The sequence below is a fragment of the Paracoccus fontiphilus genome (assembly GCF_017356265.1).
Lineage (GTDB): Bacteria > Pseudomonadota > Alphaproteobacteria > Rhodobacterales > Rhodobacteraceae > Paracoccus > Paracoccus fontiphilus.
Window position 1 is genome coordinate 65,175 of sequence record NZ_JAFNAW010000001.1, and the last position, 19,222, is coordinate 84,396.

Genomic DNA, 19,222 nt, shown 5'->3' on the forward strand with positions numbered 1-19,222 from the left:
CTCAATCCTCGTAGCGCATCAGGTCGTTGCGGATCCGATAGACCGCGAGGCAGCGGCACTGGATCGTGTTGGCCGCCAGCCCTTTCGGGTTGCCGGGGCTATGCTCCAGGTCGCCGGGGTACCGCATGAACACACCCGCGGCCGGGTTGAAGAACTCGCCCAGCCTGACGGTCTGGTCGTGCAGATGCCGGTGGGTGTCCCTCACGCGGCTGTCGAGGGTGGCCTGCCAGCGAATGCGGACCTGATCACGCCGGACCGCGCCGCTTTCCACCAGCTGCTCCATGCCCTCATGCCGCCCGGCCCGCAGACCGTTCAGCGCCTCGGTTCTGGCGATCGTATCGCCGCGATCCTTGAGCAGCTTGTTGCGCAGCTGCTTGCGGCTGATGGCCTGATCGGCGGCGGGCACGGCTTCGCCCTTGGCATAGGCGCGCAGGATGCGCTGCTTGGTGGCCTCATTGACTGAGGTCAGCGTCACATAGGGCGCCGAGCCGTCGCGCGGCACCGTCACCAGGTCGCGCACGCCCTCGGGCGTCTTCATCGCGTCCATGACCTTCTGGAACACGCCGCGGCGGGCGCGATCGAGGCCGAGGATCCCGCCGGCACGCTTGCCGGTTGCCGGGTCGACCTTGCCGACGATGGCGCGAGCCGTGTCGCGGGGGTGCTCGCCTGCCTCCGCGGCTTCCCTGATGACGATGCGGGCCTGCTCTTTCTGTTCCTCGATCACTTCGGTGATCAGGCGCGAAGACTGTTCCCGGATCCATCGTTCGGCCCTGTCGTGGCGGCCGTTGAAGCTGAACACGAACTTGCTGCCATCGTACGGATCTCGGATGCGCAAGCCGGATAGAGCCAACGGGCCGCCGGTCATGTAGGTATCGCGCTGCGCCTCGTAGAGCGGACCGAAAAAGCCTTGCTCCAGCCGCAGGGCGTCGATGGCGCCCTCGATATCCCCTGCCCGGATCAGCGTCTCAAGCTGCTGCAGTCGGACTGCGTTGGTGATCTGGTCGATTGCCTCAAGGAAGGCGTCGCGCAGGGCTGGCTCCAGCCGGTCTAGCGCGTCCTGAATATCACTTGGGAGTTTCGGGGCCATGGTTTACTCGTTCCTGATGGGAACAGGAGGTGTTGATGGCTGAGTTTGAGCGCACCGGACATTGGCGGACTCTCTCAGATGGCACCCGTACGTGGGTGAGCGGTCATGGGGTAAAGCGCGACAGCAATGCCATCAAACCCTACGCAGACATTGATCTCGAACGCCTAGCTGGGAGGACTCCAACAGCCAAAGCGGACCGAACACTTTCCGCTAAAGAGCGAATGGCCGCTGAGCGAGAGCGTATGGAAGCGGTAAAGCGGGTCATCCGGAAGGCACCAAGGAAACGCGGACGCCTCAAGGATATTCTTTAAACCCTCAAGATCAGGTCGAAGAACAGAGGCACGCCGCCCGGCGCGTAAGGCTCGGCCCGGACGATCGCATATTCGGTCGCGCCGATGCGCAGCCGGTCGGCCGGCGTCGGCACGGTGCCCTCGGCTGCCATCATCTCGCGCCGGTCGCCCGCGTGGATCGTGCTGCCGTCGATCAGGCCAAGCGCCATCGTGTCGCCGAGCAGCCGCACGGGGATTTGCTGATCAGGCAAGGGTGTCGGGTCATATTCCGGCCCGGTAAACCCGCCCTTGCGCAGCAGCGTGCCAGCGTGGCCCACATCGCTCAAGGCGCCCGCGACCTCAGCGGCGATGGCGGTCCAATCCTCGGCCATGTCAGCCCCCTATGGCTCGCAGGAACAGGCCGCAGTTCTCCGGCCGGATCAGCGGAGCAAGCAGCCCTTCGACGGCAGCGATGCGCGGAATGTAGGCGTCTGGTCCGCTGGCTCCACCCACCAGCTCCCACGTCAGTCCCTTGGCCCCGGTCAGTACCTTGTCAGTCGCCGGCGTCGTAGTCGGCGACAGGATGCCCGGCTTCTTGGCCTCGACAATCGCAGCCTCGATGATGGCGTGCTTGACGGCTTCGGGCACCTCGTCGGCACCGAACGGCGCGCGCCACCGGCTGTTGAACCGGGCCGCGATGTATCGCTGGGCGCGCATCAGGTCAGTTTCCTGCAGCGTGACCGCGATGCCTGCGGATCCGGTATAGGCTGTTGCCTCGGCCTTGGTGACAGCCAGGACGGTATAGCTAAGCATGGGCGTCTCCTGCGCTTGGGATGGCGGCCGAGGCACGGCCGCGCACCAAAGATCAGGCCTTCGCGTCGGCCTGTTTCTGGCCGGTCACGGGCTCTTTGCCCTTCGTGTCGTCGTCCAGCTGCTCGCACTTGTTGATCAGCGCGGCGGGGATCTTGTCGCCCGACACGGTGATGACAGTGCCGACCTCGACAGGTTCGCCCTTCTGGTCGTGATAGCCGGGCTTGGTGATCTTCAGCTTCATGGGATGGCCCTTTGCTGTGGTTGCGGGTGAGAGGGGCCGTGAAGCCCCTCCCATCAGATCAGAGCGACGAAACCGCCACGGCCAGGTTGCCGGCGGCGTCGGGCTTCATCTCCACGGCGGCGGCCGCCAGCGTGACGAAGTTGTAATCGTCCTCGGGGTTCGCCCGGAACATCGCGCGGGTCGTGACCGGCATCGCGTTCAGGACGGACAGCACGCGGCGATCCTTGACCACGGCGATGATCTGGCCAGCCGCCACGGTGGGCGACGGGACGATGTTGGCGATGCCGTCGATCTCGCGGATGCGCTTGGCGATGGTTCCGGCATAGTTCGCGGCATAGTCGCGGTTGCCAGCGAAGAACCAGTCGCCCGCGTTGACGTAGATCGTCACCGGCGCCCATATGTCCGCATCGCGCAGCAGCTTCACCGTCGCGGTGACTTCCGAGAGCCACTGCGCACCGGTCGCACCGTTCAGCGCCTGGCCGGTGGTGCGGGTCTTGCGGTTCGGGTGGTTGCGCAGGCCGTAGAGCGGTGCGCCGCCGACAACGATGTTTGCATCGCCATCGAGCGCGAGGCTTTCCAGCTTCTTCGTCACCTTGTCCACGGCGTTCACACGGCCCGCATCATCCAGCGCGAAGCCCTCGGATTGCGCCGCCGCCATCTCGCGCCAGCCGAAGCCGAAGGTGCTGTCGATGATCGGGACCGGAGTGCCCTGGTAGTCGAACACGGGCTTGTCGAGGTTGGCTTTCGAGCGGCCATCCAGCGACACGTTGACCGACCCGCTGTCCGACACGGTGCGGAAGTAGTGGATCAGCTTGCCGATCGGCATGGGGCGCGACAGGGTCGCCGCCAGATCGTTGAAGATCACCATCTCGGCGCGCTGGATCGTGACGGACTCGCTGTCCCACTCGCCCCAGACATCGCGGGGAAGCGACAGCGCGTTGCCGATCACCTCGCCGGTGGCGGTCAGTTGGTTGGCCAGCAGAGCGGCCTGGGCAGCCATCGTGCGGCGGTTTGCGATAACCGCCGCCTGCTGCTCGGGGGAAAATCGAAGCACAGGGGTCTCCTTAGGCTGCGGTGTAGGAATTGGCGATGCGCACATCCGCGCGGTCGCCCGCAGCGAAGGTGCCGGGCACGCCGTCGAAGAACGCGACCACGACCGACCCGGCGGCGGCAGCCGCCAGGCGGCCAGCGGCGGCGATGGTCAGAGGCGCGTTGGCGGCATAGGTGCCGGCCGCAAGGCGTGCGCTGAACACATCGTTCGGGTTCGCCTCGTAGGCCACGCCGGTGTCGCCCGAGGTGTAGGCGGTGTCCGGATGCTGGCCGATATAGTCCTGAATGCCCAGGACCAGCGGGCGCTTGCCCACGGCTGTGGTCAGCTGCACCAGGTTGGTGCCGTTGTCCTCGACAAAGGTGCCGGGCAGCAGCGCGCCGCTGACCTTGCGGTCGTTCACGGTCTTCGGGGTGCGGTCAGCCGGACCGCGATAGATCACGTTGGGGCCAGCCATTACTGGGCATCCTTCATGTTGGCGTTGAGGTCATAGCCCGCCCAGGGGTCGGCATCCTTGCCGCCGCCGGCCGAGGCGTTCAGCGCAGCGGCCTTGCCCGGCTCGCCCTTCGGCGCCAGCTCGCGAAGCGCGTCGAGCGTCAGGCCGTTGGCCACGGCCTCGGTCAGCAGGTTGGCCTTGACCACCTTGTTGACCAGAACGGCCTTCTCGGCGTCTTCCTTGGCCTTCTGGTTGGCGATCTGGGCCGCGTGGGCCTCGGTCACGGGCTTCAGGGCCTCGGCCACCGCGTTGGCGATGGTGGTCGGGATGGCCTTCATGGTTTCCTCAAGGCCGTTCACCTTGGCGGAAAGCTCGGCCAGCGTCTTGTCGTCTGCCACAGCAGGCTCCTTTTCAGTTTGAGGCTTCCGCAGGCCGGAAAATGCCTCGACAAGGAAAGCTTTGAAGGCGTCCACCATCCCGGCGCGCTCACGCCGCTCCAGTGCGCCAAGGGCGCTCTCCGCTGCCCATGTCAGATCCCGGTCGGCCCATTCGACCGCCGAGTTGATCACCTCGACCTGCTGGCCGTTCACCAGCATCCCCACGCCTTGGTCAGGGGTCGCCGCGCCGTCCTCGTTGAGGAGGATCGCGTCATGGTCGAAGACGATGCCGCGGGCGATGCGCTCGTAGCCCTCGCCCTTGGAATTCTCGATGTTGGCCAGGAGGCCGGTCGAGGTGTGGATCGGGCCGCCGGCCTCGATCGCCGCCAGCACGGCCTTGCCGCCCTCCGACCGGTTCGCGACTTCCACGTCGATCACCTTGTCGAGCAGCACGCGGCCACCCTCGCGGCGCACGTTCTCGTTCCAGGCCCCGATGTAGCCGATGTTGATGCCCTCGGGGTCGGTCGCCGAGACGAACTTGCCGTTGACGGTCGGATGGCCGAGGGGCGCAGGGGTGCGCTCAAGGCTGGCGAACGACGCCTCGATCTCCGTTGCCGGATAGAGGATACCGTTCATCACGACGTCATCGGGCAAGGTCGCGCTCGGGACGATCTTCAGGGTGCGCCCGTTGCGCACGACCTCTCTCACCGCAGCCGCGTTGGCGATGCTGCGGACGTTCACGCGCACTTGCGCCATGGCTATTCGTCCTTTTTGTCGGGATCGTCAGGCGGGCCTTGCAGGTCGGCTTCGTCGTAGTAGGGCGCGGGCGCCTTCCCCTCGAAGCCGGCTTGCTCGCGGATCTCCGTAGCTGTGAAAGCCGGTTCATCCCGCTGCGTCTGGTTGATGCTGGCCATCTTGACGGCCCGGTCGATCTTCTCGCCGGGGCTCGCTTCGGTCAGGTCGGACCAGCCGACAAACCAGTCACGATCGGGCAGGACGCGGAACCGCACCAGCCGATCGGCCAAGGCCTTGATACGGGGCTTGGCGATGTTCTCGCGCCGCGCATTGCAGGTCCGGTCCCATTCGTCGGCGTCCTCGGTCGAGGCCCGCTCGCCCGTCTGCGACCCGATCAGGATCTTGGCGGGGATGCCGAGCGATGCCGCGAAGGACAGCAGTGGAATGCTGTGGAAATGCTCGGGGCTCGGCAGCGTGACGTTCAGCGTCTTGGCCTGCATGCCCTGCAGCATCAGCAGCTTGTCAAAGCCCTTCTGCCATTCCTCGACCTGGTCGTTCATCGCGTCGGCGACTTCGTCCTCGGGCACGCCCATGGCCCGTGCCATCTCGGCGATCTTGGCTTCCTTGTCGACCTCCAGCACGGGCGATGATTTGGCGTTCTTCCAGAAGCCTTCGCCGCCGGCGCCCTTCACCTTCTCCATGTCGAGGAGGTCGTTATAGCCCGGCTCCAAGTCCGATCGGGGCGCCACGGTGCCATCGGCCGACCAGATCAGCACCCGGTCGGGATGCACGGTGAACGACCGGCCCGCCGTGCCGCCGATCGCCGCCTCGTTGAAGGTGAACGACTTGGGCTGCCCGTAAGCATCGCTGCTCGCATCGTCGATCCAATCGGCCACCGCGAGCTGGTTGCACCAGACCGGCACGGCCTCGACCAAACCCTCAAGCCCGCCCGGCACAACGCCGACTGGCTGGTCGAACGCCTTGCCGTCAGCGAACCGCAGGATCACCCCGGCATAGCCGCCGACAATGGCGCGGCGATCGGCCTCAGCCAGTGCCCGCCATAACCCGATCCTGCGGAAGTGCTTCGCGATCTCCGTTTCAGCCTTGGTGTTGCCCGCCTTCTCGGTTTCCCACAGGGCGGGGAAGTCCTGCCAGGTCTTGAGGACGGTCTTGTTGACCCCCGCCCGCGCGATGCTGTGGCGGCGATACATGCGCAGCGCATCCTCGAACCGCACATCATCAGGCCAGCCGAAGTCCTTGGCGTGCTGGTGCTTCGTCTCCGGAAAGTATCCGGGGAGCAGCGCGTCGAGGCGGCGAGCCGCGTTGACGATCATGGCGATGGGGTTCATCGGCGGTGCTTTCTCAGGATCATGGCAACCTGCGGCGCGGCTTCGCGCGGCGCATTCGCCATCACGAAGGCGTCGGCCAGGTTCGGCGACGCGATGTCGCGCTTGCTCAGGTCTTTCTTGCTCTCGACCTTGACCCGGCCCGCGTTGTCGAAGTCGCGGCGGGGCGTGGCCAATTCGTCAATCAGTCGGTCGAGATGATCGCAGGCCGGGCTGATGCTGATCAGCTCGTGCGGCTCGTAGTGCATCTTCCGTTCGACCGCGTTGAAGGTGTTGCGAAAGCGGCGGGCCACGTCCCACCAGGTCTGCGCCTTCAGGTTGGCGTAGTAATCGCCATTGGCTGGCGACTGCGGGTCATCCGGATCGACCTTGTCATCGGGATTGATGACACCATCGCTGGCATTGAAGCGGCGATAGGCGATGCTCACTCCAAACTCGGTGTTGAGCGCCTGGAAGTGCGCGCCAGCAAAGGCGCCCACGCCGATGCTGTCATAGTCGATCTCTGCGCCGGCCTCGCGCGCCTTCTTGTGGACCCGGCCTGCCGATTTCAGCAGTTCGTCTTCTTTGCCCTTCCACTCCTCGACAAAGCTCGCCTCGATGCCTTCCATCAACACCTGGGCGTTCTTGTCGTTGCCGCTGTCGGCCACGTCGAAGCCGATCCGGCGGCCCGGACCCTTGGCGATGCCAAGGCGTTCGCAGGCGTTGAGCGCCGCCATGATCCAAGACCGCTTGATGACAACGGCGTCGTCATCTTCGCGCGGCTGGCCCAGGTAGATATGGGCAAACTCCTCGGCGTCCTCGGCTTCCTTTGCTGCGATGATCCGCAGCATGGTTTCAGACAGGAACGGGTTTTCGCCGTAGTTGATGTGCCGCTTGATCGTGTCGGGCGGCGTGTTGACCACGAACCGGCGCCAGACAAAGTCCGTCACCAGGCGGGGGTTAAACAGGATCCAGACCTGCGAGCCCTCCTTTCGGATCGTCGGCTCCAGGATTTCCCACTGCTCGGCCGTGAGGTTGTGCGCTTCCTCCAGCCAGAGGATGTCGATACCCTCCAGCGACTTGATTTCGTCAATGTGCCGCCAGAGGCCGTAGAACAGGAACTCGCTGCCGGTGATGTTGTGCTTGATCGAGTTGTCGGTGATCGTGAACTGCGCCTGCAGCCCGAACCGCTCGATCTGGATCTTCAGCAGCGTGTAGACCGACTCGGCGATCTTGTTCTGGAACTGCCGGGCGCACAGCACGCGGATCCGGCACTTGGTGGCGAGGAACACGGCCCATCCGGCCGCGTCCCATGATTTCGAGGATGCCCGGCCCCCATACAGCACGCGGTTGCGCGCGGGGGTCATCCAGAAGTTACGGAGCGCCGGGTTGAGGGTTGGCCCCTGCAAGGTCTGCATAGAAGTCGGCAAGGGTCTTCACCTCCAGAGCCCCGCCGTCCTTCCCGGTCACCTCGCGTCGGTTGGTGAACGCCCCGCCCATTTCCTTCGCGGCCTGCTCCAGCAGGGACGACGCCAAGACCATGTTGCCTTGCGTCTCGGCCTTCTCGGCCATGCGCTGCAGCGCCCGCAGGCGCACGGCGCGGTGGCTGATGCCGATCTTGCTGGTATCCTCCAGGAAGGCGTTGCGCGTCTCCTCGAAGATGCTGCGCCACTTCTGGCTCAGGTCTTTGCCCGCTCGCTTGGTCGGGTCGTAGGTCTCGACGGACTGTCGGGCGATGGTGATCTTGAACTCATCCTGCACAGCCTTGACCACGGTCGACGGGGCGTCGAAACAGGCCAGGGATTGAACGATGAAGGTCCGGATCTCGTTGTTCAGCTTGGCGCCTGCCATAATCGTCGGGCTCTGTCAGAAGGAGAGGATGCTTTGGGCGAACTGCATGAAGCGAAGGGCGCAACGGTCTTCCTCGGCCCTGATTTGGAACATGGGCGCTTGCTCTCTCGCCGCGACACCCGCGACTTCACCAGCCTTTCGGATGCTGTCACGTGGGCCTTGAAGGACATGCCGAGTTCAAGGCGGTGGGGATGTTACGTCCTGACCTCATCCGGCACTCGCTATGACTGGGACGACCTTGGCGAGCTGGACCTAACAACTGGGCGAGAAGACTAAGCCCTCAGGCACGTCCCGCAGCACTGCGCTATCTCGGCGGCGGCAATCTCTGGCCCGGCCTCGGCGGCCTCGATCAGCGCCCGAATGCCGGCGGCATCGGCCCCGTAGCGGCGCACCACGCCGATAAACTCCTCAACGTCATGGCCGCGCATGGTGAACACAGGCCTGCCGGTCTGCTTGCTGAACTTCGGCGCCCCGTATTCGTCGCGGTCCTGGGCGCAGTGGTAAAGCTCATGCTCGATCAGGGCGCAGGCCTCGGCATCAGACGCCTGCAGCCACCAGGAGGCATCGATGGTGATAATGAAGTCCGGCACCATGCCGAACCACTGCGTGACCTGCAGCGTCGCCTTGGCGCGGCCCCACTTGCCCATGGCGCCCTGAGGCTGCCCCGGCTCAGCCGTGCCGATCACCATCCGGCCCTTCTTGCTGTTGTCCACGTTGGTCCAGAGGAACCCAATCGCGGCCGAGCGCAGATGCTGGTGATCCGGGTTCTGCAGCGGGGCACCATCGGCGATGAAGGTTGCCTTGGCCCATTCTGCCAGGTCAGGCGCGGGGCCGAACCATGCCTCGAAACCCTCGACCTGCTCGGCTGGCGGCATGGGCCGGCGCAGCGTGTTGCGGTCGAGCATGTCAGGGCCTCGTGAATTTCGGAGGGGGCCACGCACGGGAGGAGACCGGGGCCGCGCCCTCCCCGCTCGCAGCTCGTGGCGCGGCGGTTGGGAATGTCAGGCCCAGCAGAAGCAGAGTGGGCCGAAGTGCCACCAGCGATATTCGCCATGGGCGTCGCGGGTGATCGTGGTGCCGAATGACCAGCAGCGCGGGTCGGTCGCGAAGGCGATGTGCGGCATGTTGGGGGTCCGGAAATGCAAAACGCCCGCAAGCCTTTCAGCTTCGGGCGCAATTCGGGTAGCTGCATTCGTCAAGCAAAACGGGCGCAAAGTCAACAGGTATCTTGCTGGCCCGTTTGCGCCCCTGCCAGTACGTCCGCAGGTCAAGGCTCTGCTGCGGGGCAGTCGGTCATTCTTCATTGGACCGTTTAAGAACGCCTGCCAAGCGGTCAGTGATCTGTGTTCATCAGGTGCTTTCGCGCCCGCGCTTCCCAATCGTGCAACTCGCGTTGGAATTGATCTTCCACCCATAGTTGCGGGGTGGCGCTGCGTGTCTCAATCTGTTTCCACGGATCGCAGGTCAGGTTGTGCCTGGTGACGTGATCGTCAAAGCGGCCCGAGGCTTGCCATTCCTCTGGTTCGCGCGATGCGGCTAGCGTGTCGGCCCGTCTCTGGATGCCGTCTAGGGTTCGCCCGCGCACGGTCAGGTTCAAGGCTTCGTGCAACAGGCTAGTGCAGGTTTCGCAGGCGGTGGTTTCAGGCATGTTCTTTTCCTATACCCGTTCTCAATCGGCCGTTTTCTGATCGCCGGTATAACTGTTCAGGGCGACTTCTAGCGGGATCACGGCGTCTCTTCTCTGATTTGCTTGACCTTCCACCGACGATACCTTGCTTGCGCCTTGCGGATCGCCATGCGCGGAATGCTGTCATCAATGACCCAAACGTCACATTCCGCGTAGTCAGGATCATCAGGTGATCCTCCGTGCGACCAGGAGCCATCAGGAAAGCGGACGACAGTGATCTTCATGTTGGTCATTCTGACAAAGCCTTTCCTAGCACTACCGCATCTTCGGCATCGGGAACCGGAAGCTCTACCTCGACCCACCGCCGCGCGGCTTCATCCTGGGGGTGCTTGGTCCCGTCGCTCATTCCTCTGCCCTCCAAGGCGTCATCACCGGCATCACATCCGTCAGCTCGATCCCGTGCAGGCACCCCCGAAGACTGGCCGCCAGGTGCAGCAGCGCGCCCCACCACTGCAGGTAGTTCTCCCGCTTGGCCCTGATCATGCGAGCCGTCCCGGTGTAGCTGACCGGGCAGACCTCGCCGGCCTTCACCCGCCGCTTGCGGTACTTGTCCCGCCACTCCCAGATGCTGCCGGTGTTCTCCGTGGTCGCGGTGAAGATCGCCGCGCGCTTCTCCGGATCCCAGCCGCAGGGCTCCCACCCGCACGGCACGATGGCCAGCCGCTCGCCCTGCCCCCAGTCCGGCACGCTGCGAAGCCGCGCCAGCTCGGCCACCTGGGTTGCCATGCGCCGGCCACCGCAGCTTTCGGGTAGCGCCTCGACGTAGGACGCGATGATCTGCGCGTCCGCCGCCGGGTCGCTGGTACCGCCGCCGTCCACGGCCGTGCCGAGGATCGCCATCTGCATGCCGCGCCAGAGCGGGTCCACGCCCACGCGGTCGAACTCATGGGCGCCGTACTGGTCGAAGTCGATCTGCGCCTTCTCGGTCAGGAACGCCCATTCCAGCGCCTGCTGGATCGACATGACGCGCGGGCCTGCCTGGTCAGAGCGGTCGGTCGTGCGGATCCGTGGCGCGTCGGTGGTGGCCTCGGGCTGAGGCTCGACCGCCGCCGCCCTGCGCCGCCCCTTCCGCGCGGGCTGCCGGAACTGCGACGGGCATACCGTAACCGGGTGCTTTTCGAGGTAAGCGTCGATCAGCGCGCGGTCTGGGTCGTTGATGGGCTGGTGGATGCTCATGCGTCGGCCGTCTCCACGCGGTACCGCAGCGCGTTCAGCAGCCGCTGCTGGCCGTCGATGGTCGGCTTGCCGTTCGCGCCGATCACGTCCTCGGTCAGGAACGACTTCCAGCGGGTCAGCGCGACGTCCGGCTCGACTTCGAGGAACGCCGCAGCCGCATCGATCTTGTTGCCGCCGGTCAGCAGCTCCACGAGGCGCAGGTCATCCTCCGGCGTGAAGGTCTTGGGCAGCCGCTCCAGGTGCTTGACGATCTGCCGCTCGGGCAGGGTCAGCTTGCCCCAGGGGCGGTCTTCGGCTTTCTGCTTGCGGGCCGCGGGCGCGGCTTGTGGTCTATCCGAAGACGGCAAGGCCGGTTGTGGCTCACCGGCGGGCGCTTCATGCACATCAACGACCGAATCCTCGGCGTCGGCTTCGAGCGGCGGCAGCGCCTCGCCCGATCCGTCGCCCTCGACCTTAACCCATTCGCCAAGGTCAGCCTGCGCGGCGTTCTCGATCTCGATGCCGGACAGGTCCAACGGCAGGTCGGCCCCGCCGATCTCCACGGGCATGTCGGTTTCGTAGACGCCCGCGTCGCTGTCAGCCAGCCACTGCGCCTCGGCGATGCTCGTGTCGTAGACCGCATCCGAGACGAATACCCTGCGGCCGGTGGCCTCCTCGAACCGGCCGAGGGCGGCTGCCAGGTCGCGCATGGCTTCGGCTTCGAGGAGGATCGCATCGGCGCGCTCAACGATCTGCTGGCGGTTGGTGGGGCGGAGGAAGTGCATGGTCATTGTGGGGTTCCTTTGGTCAGGCGGGGGTCAGGCTGTGGGGTGTGGGTCATTCGCTCATCCTCCGATCAGTCGGCGGCGGCGCCTGCTGCGCTGCTCGGGGGTTTCTGCTTGGGCTGTGGCGGTGGATGCGCCTCTGCCTGCTGGGCGGCTCAGGCGTTTTGCGTGGTCGCTGATCGCGCCATCGAAGAACCTGACGGACTTTGGCAGGAACGATCCGTCGCGCTCCCGCTCAGCCTGCATCTTGGCGCTGACGGCTGCGATGATCTGCTGGTCGGTCAGCCCGTCCTTGGTCCAGACATCGAGGCTCAGTTGAAGCTCGGCCGGTGACATGCTGCGGACCGGGAACACGGCGCTGGTGTTTAGTTCGGATCCGGTGAGACCCATGGCATCCAGCAGACCCGCCCTGAGAGACAGTATCCGATCTGACTTCTCACCCTCGTGCGCACGCGCAGCATGGTTCTTGACAGGTTCTTGGGAAGGTTCGTCCGCATCTGCTGCGGGGTTTTCTGTCGTCAAATGCGGGGTTTCGCGCATTTGCTGCGGGGTTTTGTCGTCAGAAACGGTGTTTTTGCTGCGGGGTTTATCGTCCTGAAAGGGCGCATCTGCTGCGGGTTTTAGGGCGGCGGGATTGATAGTGTAGAAGCTGGTACCGCCTCGTCCGCCGCCGGTCTTGACGGTGATGACGCCGCGTTCTGCAAGCCGCTTGATGGCCCCTTGAACGGCACGCTCCTTGTAGCGCGACAGTTTGCAGAGGCGGGCGATCGAGGGATAGCAGGAGAAGAACTTGTCAGCGTGCGACGCTAGGGCGATCAGGACAGCAACTTCTGTCGCATCCTCTATCGCGCTTTCCAGCACCATCTCGACCAGGCGGAAGCTCATCGCCCTACTCCGACCAGACGGTGTTGGTGGAGAGCGCGCACATGCACCGGGCGGTACCCGTCGTGCCCATGCGCTGCTTGGCGACGATGATTTCCAGCTTGCCCTTGGCTGCGGCCATAGCGTTCTGCCAGTCCGCCTGATCATCCAGATCCTCGGGATCGGGTTCTTCCTGCGCCAGGTAGTATTCCGGCCGATAGCAGAACAGCACGCTGTCTGCGTCCTGCTCCAGCTGGCCCGACTCGCGCAGGTCGCTGAGAACGGGCCGCTTGTCATCGCGGCTCTCGATCGAGCGCGACAGCTGCGACAGGGCCAGCACTGGGATTTCCAGAGACATCGCCATGCCCTTGAGGGCCAGACTGATGTTCGTGACCTGCTGGTAACGATCGCGGCCCTGCGCCTTGAGGAGCTGCGCATAGTCCACGATCAGCAGGCGGAGGTTCGGCGTCGTGCGGGCGATCTGACGCACGCCGCTGACAAGGGCGTCCACGTTCGCATAGGAGCGCGACAGGAAGGTGATCGGCAGATTGCCGACGTCCATGCCGAGTTCGATCAGCGCGCGGGCCTGATCCTCGGACATGTCGCCGCTGCGCATGTTGATGTAGGGCACCGCGCGGCCTGCGCGCGCCGATGCCTCTGACAGCGCCCGCTGCGCCATGGCAGCCGGGGTCATTTCCAGAGAGGCTATGGCCACGCCATGCCCGGCGCGGGCGGCGTTCAGCGCCATGGTCAAGGCCACGGCAGATTTACCCATCGCCGGGCGCCCGCCCAGCAGCGTCAGCTCGCCGGGATAAAGGCCCGGCACGATGCCATCGAGCGCGGGGATGCCGAAGCGCACCAGGTCGGTGTTGCCGCCATGATAGGCCTCCATAGCCTGAGCCAGCGCTTCCCTGACTGCGGCAAGCATCGAGGTCGGGCGGTCGGCTTGGCTGGCAAACTCGGCGGCGACGATCTGGCGCTCCAGCTGCAGCGCGATTTCGCGCGCCGGCATGTCGCCCCGGAGAAGCCCGACCTGGGCTTCCGAAATGGCAGCGGTCAGCGCGCGCTTGCGTGTCTGTTCGGCCAGCAGGTCGGCGAGGCTGCGGACAGCCTCACGGTCGCCGGAAAGGGCACATCCTGCCAGCCGCACCAGATAAGCGGGCCCACCAGCTTCATCGAGGTCGCGGGAACCCTGCAGGGCCGCCTTGAGCGTGACAGGGCTGACCAGCTCGCCGCTGTTGGCGCGGGCTTCGATCACCTCATAGATTTCAGCGTGCAGAGGATGGGCGAACAGATCAGCACCCCCTGCGCGCATGGCAATGGGCGTCATCCGATCATCCATGATCAAGGCGCCCAGAAGCTGCTGCTCGGCCTCTAAGGACTGGTGGCCAGCGTCGGGCCGGATCGCGGTAACCGTGGTCATTCCGCTGCCTCTTGAGGATATTGGATCATGCCAGCCGCAGCAGCGGCGACATGCTTCCACGGATCGCGCTGCGGGGTTGCGTTCCAGACTAGGCCGCGGCTGACGCGATCCAAGGCGCGAAGGGTCTGCTCTGGCGTAGGCTTCATTTCTGCATCCCCCACTGGCCGGTGCCCTCAACAGTCCACTGCGCTACGGCCTCATCCACATCCTTGATGCTGCGAACCACGGCCACGCGGATGCCTTGGGCGCGCATGGTCTCGTGCAGTTCGCGCTGATCCTTGTCGGGGTGATTGCCGGGGGCTTTGACCTCGAAGGCCCAAACGCGCGGACCAGGAAGCAGGCAGAGGAGATCTGGAAAGCCTTTGACCGTCCCCATCGCCTTGTCACGAGCGATTTGCTTCATGACCTGGATGCCGGACAGCCCGATGGCATTCGGGCTGTGGTGGACGATGGAGCCCTTGGGCAGAACAAGGCGCAGGTGCGCCAGGATCGACCTATGAATCGGTCCTTCAATGTCCCTTGGCTTCGACTTTCGGTTCTGGCTGTTGACCAGCTCAGCGGCTGTCATGCGGGTGGCCATCAGCCCATCCCCAGAGCTTGCTTGTACATTTCGAGGATCGCTTCCTCCTCGGCCACGTCGTCGCGGTCGCGCTTCCGCAGGGCCACGATCTTCTTCATGACCTTGGTGTCGTAGCCGCGGGCCTTGGCCTCGCTCATCACCTCTTTCTGGCGCTCGGTGATGTCCTTCTTCTCGGCTTCCAGTTGCTCGTACTGTTCGATGAACTGGCGCAGCTCGTCGGCGGCCACGGAATAGGCTTGGTCTGACACGGCTTTGTCCTCGGGAGTTTCTTTGACAGGCGGCGCCTTCCGGCGCTTGCGGTCTGCTTCGCCCATGCGCTTTGCCGCGGCGAAGAACTCGTCTTCCTTCATGGTGACCGACTGGCCGCCGCCGCTGATCGTGATGGTGGTGTCTTTCGGCATCGTTATTTCCCCACCTGCATCAGCCGCGCCTTGGCGGCCCTGATCGCCCGCTCGGCTTCCTCCAGCTGGCAGATCGCCTCGGCCCGCAGGCCGGCGCAGTCCGACTGGCCCGCCTGGATCAGCGCCGCGATGGCTTCACCGTTCTCCTTCGAGATGACGGCGGCGTCGGTAATCGGGCTGATGTTGTTGCCGCTGACGGCCGCCTCGATGTTGCGACGAACCAGCGTCTGCGTGACCGGATCGCACCCCAAGGCATCTTCCAGCGCCACGATGTCGAACACGTCCCAGTTCAGCGAGCCGCTGACCTTGCGGCTGATCGTGCCCTTGACGGTGTGGGCGCCCCAGCGGGCGTTGATGGTTTCCGCCACGGCGTCGAAGCAACCGAGACGGCCAACCATCGCGCGCATGTGCGATCCGATGATCAACTTGAGGTCAGCCATGGGAAACCTCGATTTCTTTGAGGCGTCTCACGCCCGTGTTACTTTCGGATCGTGGGGACTGCTGGTGTTCAGAGTGGAGTATTTGGCGTGTCATCAGTCTCGCCTGCGTGCCGTGTGGGGCGGATGTGGGAATGCAAAAAAAGGGCGCGGCGGCGGTTAGGCTGCCGCGCCCTTGGTCGTTTGCGCGCCAGCTTTGCGGGCAGCGGCGAGCTGTTCGAGCGTCAGCTTTTCACCGCGCTTCGCCGCTGCGTCGATGAGGTCAAAGTCGCGGTCAGGCGGTATTCGGCCGCGCTGTTCCCACGAATGAACCGTCGTATAGGGCAGACCCAGATCTCGAGCGAGATCGATCGGGTTCGGCCAGACGTGCTTGATGTGAGAAAGGTTTTTCATACAGACAAACTACGCATATTGCGAAGCCTCAGTCAATACGCAAACCGATCAGTTAAATTCGCAAGGCGCGTAGCTATGATCCTCGCAAAGAAGCGAGGTCACTGAATGCTTGAGGAACAGGAAGATGCGGTCGAGGCTGTAGCTGCTCGACTGCAAGCAGCTCGCCGAGCTCTAGGCCTCACCAAGAGAGAGTTTGCGGAACGCGCCGGGATGGGTGAGCAGACTTATGGCCCATTTGAGAACGGTGGGCGCCCCCTCAGCCTAGTTGCTGCCAAAAAGCTCCGTAAGGCTCATGGGTTGACCTTGGAGTTCATGTATTTCGGGAAAATAGACGACCTGCCGCACAAGATCGCAGCAAAGTTGTGAGGGATGCCATCCGTCAGGTCTGCCCAGAAATCCAAGGGCAGCCCCGTCTCAGCGCGAGCTTTCTTCATGGTCTCAAGCAGCGTCTCGTCTTTCACTTCGTCCCTCAATGTATGCGCGCTCAAATAGAACATAGCAAGAACATCGCTAGCCGGACAACCCGGAAGATCGCCTTAACGCCTTGGAGGAGCTTGCTGTCGTCGTCGCCTTCACGACTTGCGGTTGATCAGTATGGCGAATTTTCGCCTATGGTTAGCTGTCTTCTTAGCCAAGAATTTCGCGGAACTTGGCGACCTTCGGCGAACCAGCGGGCGTGAAATGACCTCGAAAACTAACCTTTTGGATAGGTCATGACCGACGATAGGCCGACCATCGAGGAGATGGAGCAGCACGAGATTGCGGCCACGATCCTGCTGGGCGCGCTTCGGCTGACACTGGCAAGTCCTGCGCGCGTGGATCGCGAAACCGCTGCAGCAATGCTGATGGTGACGCCAGAGGAGCGAGACCGGCAGGGCGACTATGGGGCGGCGAAGTTGCTGGACGAATGGGCGCAGGAAGTGGGTGAGCTGCTTGGGGATGAGGAATGATATCAGTATCTGATATTAGACAGGCGAAGAAGCTGAGGGTGGACCTCGGCTCATGGAAAGCAGGCCAGAAGTTTCCTAAAAGTGGGCTGAACCTGCGAGCTCATTACCCGGTCTCAAGTCAGTGGTCATGGCGGCAGATTAAATTTCAGGCGGGCAGCGAGCATTACTCTGTACTGATAAAATGCAGACCTGAGCGTTACGATTTCATGGCAATGTTGGTTCATTGTGGACAGCCCGACACCGTACTGTGCCGGGTGGAGCATCATGGCTCACATCCAGGGTGGCACGTACATTACCAGGCTAGGCGACCCTTCTTCCAAGGTGTGGTCAACTTTCCTGAGATGCGTAGGCGGAGTTGCGGCGAAGGGGATGATTTCAGTTCAAAGCGGGTGACGGGCTTCGAGGCGTGGGCTATAACCTTTGTAGTGAAGGCATTTGGCTTGCGCGAGGAAGGACCGATCGGTGATATGCTGTGAAACAGGAAATTTGCCACGCGTTTTGCGATAGCATTTCCGTGCACGAGATCCCTGGCGGTCTTGGCATCAGCAGCACCATGTTCCAAGCCAACGGTGATCCAGTCGGCATCTACGCAATAGGCCCTGATAGGAATGGCCTCTGGAGGCTGGATGACGGCGGATGGATTCTGCCGATGGTCATATCTTCTGGATATGACATTGCCTCGTCTCAGCGGCGGGATGCTCTTTCGGCAATAGTTTCATCAAACGGTCTACAGTTCGATGAGGACGCACTAGAGATACACTCAGCAATGCTCACTGCACAGGAAGTTCCCGCTGCAGCTGTGCGGTTTTTTTCTACTATTTCGCGAGTTGCTGATCTGGCGCTTTGGACGCACGATAGAATTCGCAGCACATTCAAGGATGATGTCAAAGCCAAACTTGAGGCGATGCTTCCTGAAGGCGTGACGATGGAATTCGATGCTATTCCAGATGAGCGGGTCAAGGATCTTCGCGCTGACGTTGTTCTGCGCTCCCCTGGCGTTGCCCCTGTTGCCCTATACCTCGTTCAAAGTGATGTGCCCCTGTTCGAAGCGATGCTGCTGAAGTCTGAAACAAAAGGCTTGCCAGGGCGGCCGCGTGTTGCGGCTCTTCTCGAAAAGGAGCAGTCGGGGACGGCGAAGACACGGTTAAGAGCGGTCAATAGACTGGATGCCTGGGCGGTCTACTCCGGTGAAGATGAGAGCGCAGTAGAGCGGATCAGAGAAGAACTTGAGCACCCTGTGTTAAGCTGACCAGTAGCTTGGCGTGAAGCAAGAGGCCCCGCCCCGCGCGGGGCTTTTTCATGCGCTGACCTGCAGTTCCTGAGCCAGCGCCTCTAGTCCTGCAATCGTGGCGTCATAGACCGCTCCAGCCTTCGGGAAGTCAGCCCGCTGCCGCCTGTAGAACGCCAGCCACTTACCCAGATCGTCCAACGGATACGTCCCTGCCCACTGCTGGCCGGTGATCGTGAATGTCTTGTCGTCGTGGGTGATCTTCATGGCTGCGTGATGGCCCGATCGCGCGCGAGTCGCAAGCGCCGCCGCCCGGCGCTGACAGGGGCAGCTTAGCAGGTTCGAATCATGCCGGCAAAATAACTTCGCGCATTGCGTAGTTTTTACATTGACACTACGCATATTGCGAAGTTACTTTCCTCTCAACGGCGCATCCCGCGCCAGATGGAGGAACACCAGAATGCTCCGTATCTCTAACAGGGCGTACCGCAGGTCGATCCGCAACAGGATCAAGGCCGAGCGCGCCCTGGCCGATACCACCCGCGCGCTCGCGGACACGGCCCATAAGCTCTCCGAGGCGGTCGATCTGCTGAATGTAACGGCTGAGCTGCTCAACAAAGCCGTCAGGCTAGGGAGGGTGCGCTGATGGATAGCCGCCCGAATATTTCCACCCAAACACTCCGGGACTTCGCCGACAGGCTGGATGCGCTGTGCGCTTACACGGCCTTCGGGAGGGTTAAGGCATCCTCCGTGCGTAACTTGGCGCAGGACATGAGGGAACGCGCTTCTTACGCTGACCGGCAGCACATGCTCGACCGCTTGGAAAAGCTGGAAAGGGCACGCTGATGACCCTCCACATCCGCCCCGAAGAAATCATCGTCAGCCCGCGCCGCCCCGCGCGGCGGATTGGCTGGGAAGAATTCGCCCTGCTTGCCGTGTTCGTGGCCGCGCTGATCGTCGCCGCTCCGCTCCTGATGGAGTGGGCCGCGACTTGGCAGCCCCGCCCCGCCGCCTGCGCTGGGCTTGATGCCGAGGCCTGCATGCTCCTCGCGCAGGAAGGGAGGTTCTGATGCTCCGCCTCGATCCCCTTCGCTGCGCCGTGTGGGGCAGCATGGCGCTTGGCGTCATCCTGTTCTGGGG

The 19,222-nt window shown here is 63.6% G+C and carries 29 protein-coding genes; 6 read left to right on the forward strand and 23 right to left on the reverse strand.

Translation table 11 applies throughout. The features are described 5' to 3' along the window. Window position 1: 1 nt before the first annotated feature. The 22 genes from J0F76_RS00345 to J0F76_RS00445 form a co-directional block, all read right to left on the reverse strand. The gene (locus tag J0F76_RS00345) at window positions 2-1,087 is read right to left on the reverse strand and encodes a phage minor head protein (protein ID WP_207464437.1); all 1,086 of its coding nucleotides are present in this window, start codon (window positions 1,085-1,087) and stop codon (window positions 2-4) included. A gap of 307 nt (window positions 1,088-1,394) precedes the next feature. Next, complete coding sequence (locus J0F76_RS00350) at window positions 1,395-1,748, reverse strand: hypothetical protein (protein ID WP_207464439.1); 354 nt, start codon at window positions 1,746-1,748, stop codon at window positions 1,395-1,397. Window position 1,749: 1 nt separating this feature from the next. After that, on the reverse strand, window positions 1,750-2,169 hold the full coding sequence (locus J0F76_RS00355; protein WP_207464441.1) for a head-tail connector protein: 420 nt from the start codon (window positions 2,167-2,169) through the stop codon (window positions 1,750-1,752). Window positions 2,170-2,221: 52 nt separating this feature from the next. Beyond that, complete coding sequence (locus J0F76_RS00360; protein WP_207464443.1) at window positions 2,222-2,410, reverse strand: hypothetical protein; 189 nt, start codon at window positions 2,408-2,410, stop codon at window positions 2,222-2,224. A gap of 58 nt (window positions 2,411-2,468) precedes the next feature. Next, window positions 2,469-3,464, reverse strand: coding sequence for a major capsid protein (locus J0F76_RS00365; protein WP_207464451.1), 996 nt, complete (start codon window positions 3,462-3,464; stop codon window positions 2,469-2,471). A 10-nt stretch (window positions 3,465-3,474) separates the two neighbouring features. Beyond that, window positions 3,475-3,915, reverse strand: coding sequence for a hypothetical protein (locus tag J0F76_RS00370; protein ID WP_207464453.1), 441 nt, complete (start codon window positions 3,913-3,915; stop codon window positions 3,475-3,477). Further along, window positions 3,915-5,027 (reverse strand): hypothetical protein, encoded by a 1,113-nt coding sequence (locus tag J0F76_RS00375; protein WP_207464461.1) that lies wholly within the window; start codon window positions 5,025-5,027, stop codon window positions 3,915-3,917. The genes J0F76_RS00370 and J0F76_RS00375 overlap by 1 nt, the downstream gene beginning before the upstream one ends. Before the next feature lie 2 nt (window positions 5,028-5,029). Continuing rightward, entirely contained in the window at window positions 5,030-6,355 is a 1,326-nt protein-coding gene (locus tag J0F76_RS00380) for an anti-CBASS protein Acb1 family protein (protein ID WP_207464462.1), read from the reverse strand. Further along, window positions 6,352-7,698, reverse strand: a complete 1,347-nt coding sequence (locus J0F76_RS00385) for a PBSX family phage terminase large subunit (protein WP_207464465.1) — start codon at window positions 7,696-7,698, stop codon at window positions 6,352-6,354. Before J0F76_RS00385 ends, J0F76_RS00380 begins: the two co-directional genes overlap by 4 nt. A gap of 7 nt (window positions 7,699-7,705) precedes the next feature. Further along, window positions 7,706-8,182, reverse strand: coding sequence for a DUF2280 domain-containing protein (locus J0F76_RS00390; RefSeq protein WP_207464467.1), 477 nt, complete (start codon window positions 8,180-8,182; stop codon window positions 7,706-7,708). 272 nt (window positions 8,183-8,454) lie between these two features. Next, on the reverse strand, window positions 8,455-9,087 hold the full coding sequence (locus tag J0F76_RS00395) for a putative metallopeptidase (protein WP_207464469.1): 633 nt from the start codon (window positions 9,085-9,087) through the stop codon (window positions 8,455-8,457). Window positions 9,088-9,183: 96 nt separating this feature from the next. Next, window positions 9,184-9,306: a hypothetical protein gene (locus tag J0F76_RS21115; protein WP_278250389.1), complete on the reverse strand. Its 123-nt coding sequence runs from the start codon at window positions 9,304-9,306 to the stop codon at window positions 9,184-9,186. Between the two features lie 209 nt (window positions 9,307-9,515). Beyond that, window positions 9,516-9,830 carry a hypothetical protein gene (locus J0F76_RS00400; RefSeq protein ID WP_207464471.1) on the reverse strand — a complete coding sequence of 105 codons (315 nt, stop codon included), beginning with the start codon at window positions 9,828-9,830 and terminating at the stop codon, window positions 9,516-9,518. Window positions 9,831-9,907: 77 nt separating this feature from the next. Further along, entirely contained in the window at window positions 9,908-10,102 is a 195-nt protein-coding gene (locus tag J0F76_RS00405; protein WP_207464473.1) for a hypothetical protein, read from the reverse strand. A gap of 109 nt (window positions 10,103-10,211) precedes the next feature. Next, complete coding sequence (locus J0F76_RS00410; RefSeq protein ID WP_207464475.1) at window positions 10,212-11,045, reverse strand: hypothetical protein; 834 nt, start codon at window positions 11,043-11,045, stop codon at window positions 10,212-10,214. Further along, the gene (locus tag J0F76_RS00415) at window positions 11,042-11,815 is read right to left on the reverse strand and encodes a hypothetical protein (protein ID WP_207464477.1); all 774 of its coding nucleotides are present in this window, start codon (window positions 11,813-11,815) and stop codon (window positions 11,042-11,044) included. The genes J0F76_RS00410 and J0F76_RS00415 overlap by 4 nt, the downstream gene beginning before the upstream one ends. A gap of 54 nt (window positions 11,816-11,869) precedes the next feature. Beyond that, window positions 11,870-12,694 (reverse strand): helix-turn-helix domain-containing protein, encoded by an 825-nt coding sequence (locus tag J0F76_RS00420; RefSeq protein ID WP_207464479.1) that lies wholly within the window; start codon window positions 12,692-12,694, stop codon window positions 11,870-11,872. Between the two features lie 4 nt (window positions 12,695-12,698). Further along, the gene (locus J0F76_RS00425) at window positions 12,699-14,093 is read right to left on the reverse strand and encodes a replicative DNA helicase (RefSeq protein ID WP_207464481.1); all 1,395 of its coding nucleotides are present in this window, start codon (window positions 14,091-14,093) and stop codon (window positions 12,699-12,701) included. A 142-nt stretch (window positions 14,094-14,235) separates the two neighbouring features. After that, window positions 14,236-14,673, reverse strand: a complete 438-nt coding sequence (locus tag J0F76_RS00430; protein ID WP_207464483.1) for a VRR-NUC domain-containing protein — start codon at window positions 14,671-14,673, stop codon at window positions 14,236-14,238. After that, the gene (locus tag J0F76_RS00435; RefSeq protein WP_242689891.1) at window positions 14,673-15,074 is read right to left on the reverse strand and encodes a DUF2312 domain-containing protein; all 402 of its coding nucleotides are present in this window, start codon (window positions 15,072-15,074) and stop codon (window positions 14,673-14,675) included. Before J0F76_RS00435 ends, J0F76_RS00430 begins: the two co-directional genes overlap by 1 nt. A gap of 2 nt (window positions 15,075-15,076) precedes the next feature. Next, window positions 15,077-15,514 (reverse strand): hypothetical protein, encoded by a 438-nt coding sequence (locus J0F76_RS00440; protein ID WP_207464485.1) that lies wholly within the window; start codon window positions 15,512-15,514, stop codon window positions 15,077-15,079. A gap of 156 nt (window positions 15,515-15,670) precedes the next feature. Continuing rightward, a complete protein-coding gene (locus J0F76_RS00445; protein WP_207464488.1) occupies window positions 15,671-15,904 on the reverse strand; it encodes a hypothetical protein in 234 nt (77 codons plus the stop codon). A gap of 105 nt (window positions 15,905-16,009) precedes the next feature. Between J0F76_RS00445 and J0F76_RS00450 the strand changes: the two genes are divergently transcribed. The 3 genes from J0F76_RS00450 (at window position 16,010) to J0F76_RS00460 (ending at window position 18,103) form a co-directional block, all read left to right on the forward strand. Next, the gene (locus J0F76_RS00450) at window positions 16,010-16,270 is read left to right on the forward strand and encodes a helix-turn-helix domain-containing protein (protein ID WP_207464490.1); all 261 of its coding nucleotides are present in this window, start codon (window positions 16,010-16,012) and stop codon (window positions 16,268-16,270) included. A gap of 347 nt (window positions 16,271-16,617) precedes the next feature. Continuing rightward, window positions 16,618-16,854 (forward strand): hypothetical protein, encoded by a 237-nt coding sequence (locus J0F76_RS00455; RefSeq protein WP_207464492.1) that lies wholly within the window; start codon window positions 16,618-16,620, stop codon window positions 16,852-16,854. Between the two features lie 553 nt (window positions 16,855-17,407). Continuing rightward, entirely contained in the window at window positions 17,408-18,103 is a 696-nt protein-coding gene (locus tag J0F76_RS00460; protein ID WP_207464494.1) for a DUF1828 domain-containing protein, read from the forward strand. A gap of 48 nt (window positions 18,104-18,151) precedes the next feature. On the opposite strand, the gene J0F76_RS00465 is transcribed toward J0F76_RS00460, so the two are convergent. Continuing rightward, entirely contained in the window at window positions 18,152-18,349 is a 198-nt protein-coding gene (locus J0F76_RS00465) for a hypothetical protein (RefSeq protein ID WP_207464496.1), read from the reverse strand. A gap of 193 nt (window positions 18,350-18,542) precedes the next feature. Here J0F76_RS00465 and J0F76_RS00470 point away from each other — a divergent pair, with 193 nt between their 5' ends. From J0F76_RS00470 to J0F76_RS00480, 3 genes are read left to right on the forward strand one after another with little or no spacing between them, the layout of a single operon-like run. Further along, a complete protein-coding gene (locus tag J0F76_RS00470) occupies window positions 18,543-18,728 on the forward strand; it encodes a hypothetical protein (RefSeq protein ID WP_207464498.1) in 186 nt (61 codons plus the stop codon). After that, a complete protein-coding gene (locus tag J0F76_RS00475) occupies window positions 18,728-18,928 on the forward strand; it encodes a hypothetical protein (RefSeq protein ID WP_207464500.1) in 201 nt (66 codons plus the stop codon). Before J0F76_RS00470 ends, J0F76_RS00475 begins: the two co-directional genes overlap by 1 nt. Next, window positions 18,928-19,152, forward strand: a complete 225-nt coding sequence (locus tag J0F76_RS00480) for a hypothetical protein (protein ID WP_207464502.1) — start codon at window positions 18,928-18,930, stop codon at window positions 19,150-19,152. The genes J0F76_RS00475 and J0F76_RS00480 overlap by 1 nt, the downstream gene beginning before the upstream one ends. Window positions 19,153-19,222 lie beyond the last annotated feature (70 nt).

Excerpts from the sequence above, each read along its gene's own strand:
- J0F76_RS00345 (WP_207464437.1), bottom strand. The coding sequence starts at position 1,087 with ATGGCCCCGAAACTCCCAAGTGATATTCAGGACGCGCTAGACCGGCTG.
- J0F76_RS00435 (WP_242689891.1), bottom strand. The coding sequence starts at position 15,074 with ATGCCGAAAGACACCACCATCACGATCAGCGGCGGCGGCCAGTCGGTC.
- J0F76_RS00470 (WP_207464498.1), top strand. The coding sequence starts at position 18,543 with ATGCTCCGTATCTCTAACAGGGCGTACCGCAGGTCGATCCGCAACAGG.
- J0F76_RS00395 (WP_207464469.1), bottom strand. The coding sequence starts at position 9,087 with ATGCTCGACCGCAACACGCTGCGCCGGCCCATGCCGCCAGCCGAGCAG.
- J0F76_RS00380 (WP_207464462.1), bottom strand. The coding sequence starts at position 6,355 with ATGAACCCCATCGCCATGATCGTCAACGCGGCTCGCCGCCTCGACGCG.
- J0F76_RS00430 (WP_207464483.1), bottom strand. The coding sequence starts at position 14,673 with ATGGCCACCCGCATGACAGCCGCTGAGCTGGTCAACAGCCAGAACCGA.
- J0F76_RS00455 (WP_207464492.1), top strand. The coding sequence starts at position 16,618 with ATGACCGACGATAGGCCGACCATCGAGGAGATGGAGCAGCACGAGATT.
- J0F76_RS00415 (WP_207464477.1), bottom strand. The coding sequence starts at position 11,815 with ATGACCATGCACTTCCTCCGCCCCACCAACCGCCAGCAGATCGTTGAG.
- J0F76_RS00355 (WP_207464441.1), bottom strand. The coding sequence starts at position 2,169 with ATGCTTAGCTATACCGTCCTGGCTGTCACCAAGGCCGAGGCAACAGCC.
- J0F76_RS21115 (WP_278250389.1), bottom strand. The coding sequence starts at position 9,306 with ATGCCGCACATCGCCTTCGCGACCGACCCGCGCTGCTGGTCATTCGGC.
- J0F76_RS00480 (WP_207464502.1), top strand. The coding sequence starts at position 18,928 with ATGACCCTCCACATCCGCCCCGAAGAAATCATCGTCAGCCCGCGCCGC.
- J0F76_RS00405 (WP_207464473.1), bottom strand. The coding sequence starts at position 10,102 with ATGACCAACATGAAGATCACTGTCGTCCGCTTTCCTGATGGCTCCTGG.
- J0F76_RS00400 (WP_207464471.1), bottom strand. The coding sequence starts at position 9,830 with ATGCCTGAAACCACCGCCTGCGAAACCTGCACTAGCCTGTTGCACGAA.
- J0F76_RS00465 (WP_207464496.1), bottom strand. The coding sequence starts at position 18,349 with ATGAAGATCACCCACGACGACAAGACATTCACGATCACCGGCCAGCAG.
- J0F76_RS00375 (WP_207464461.1), bottom strand. The coding sequence starts at position 5,027 with ATGGCGCAAGTGCGCGTGAACGTCCGCAGCATCGCCAACGCGGCTGCG.
- J0F76_RS00385 (WP_207464465.1), bottom strand. The coding sequence starts at position 7,698 with ATGACCCCCGCGCGCAACCGCGTGCTGTATGGGGGCCGGGCATCCTCG.
- J0F76_RS00425 (WP_207464481.1), bottom strand. The coding sequence starts at position 14,093 with ATGACCACGGTTACCGCGATCCGGCCCGACGCTGGCCACCAGTCCTTA.
- J0F76_RS00420 (WP_207464479.1), bottom strand. The coding sequence starts at position 12,694 with ATGAGCTTCCGCCTGGTCGAGATGGTGCTGGAAAGCGCGATAGAGGAT.
- J0F76_RS00390 (WP_207464467.1), bottom strand. The coding sequence starts at position 8,182 with ATGGCAGGCGCCAAGCTGAACAACGAGATCCGGACCTTCATCGTTCAA.
- J0F76_RS00450 (WP_207464490.1), top strand. The coding sequence starts at position 16,010 with ATGCTTGAGGAACAGGAAGATGCGGTCGAGGCTGTAGCTGCTCGACTG.
- J0F76_RS00360 (WP_207464443.1), bottom strand. The coding sequence starts at position 2,410 with ATGAAGCTGAAGATCACCAAGCCCGGCTATCACGACCAGAAGGGCGAA.
- J0F76_RS00440 (WP_207464485.1), bottom strand. The coding sequence starts at position 15,514 with ATGGCTGACCTCAAGTTGATCATCGGATCGCACATGCGCGCGATGGTT.
- J0F76_RS00350 (WP_207464439.1), bottom strand. The coding sequence starts at position 1,748 with ATGGCCGAGGATTGGACCGCCATCGCCGCTGAGGTCGCGGGCGCCTTG.
- J0F76_RS00410 (WP_207464475.1), bottom strand. The coding sequence starts at position 11,045 with ATGAGCATCCACCAGCCCATCAACGACCCAGACCGCGCGCTGATCGAC.
- J0F76_RS00370 (WP_207464453.1), bottom strand. The coding sequence starts at position 3,915 with ATGGCTGGCCCCAACGTGATCTATCGCGGTCCGGCTGACCGCACCCCG.
- J0F76_RS00445 (WP_207464488.1), bottom strand. The coding sequence starts at position 15,904 with ATGAAAAACCTTTCTCACATCAAGCACGTCTGGCCGAACCCGATCGAT.
- J0F76_RS00475 (WP_207464500.1), top strand. The coding sequence starts at position 18,728 with ATGGATAGCCGCCCGAATATTTCCACCCAAACACTCCGGGACTTCGCC.
- J0F76_RS00460 (WP_207464494.1), top strand. The coding sequence starts at position 17,408 with ATGTTCCAAGCCAACGGTGATCCAGTCGGCATCTACGCAATAGGCCCT.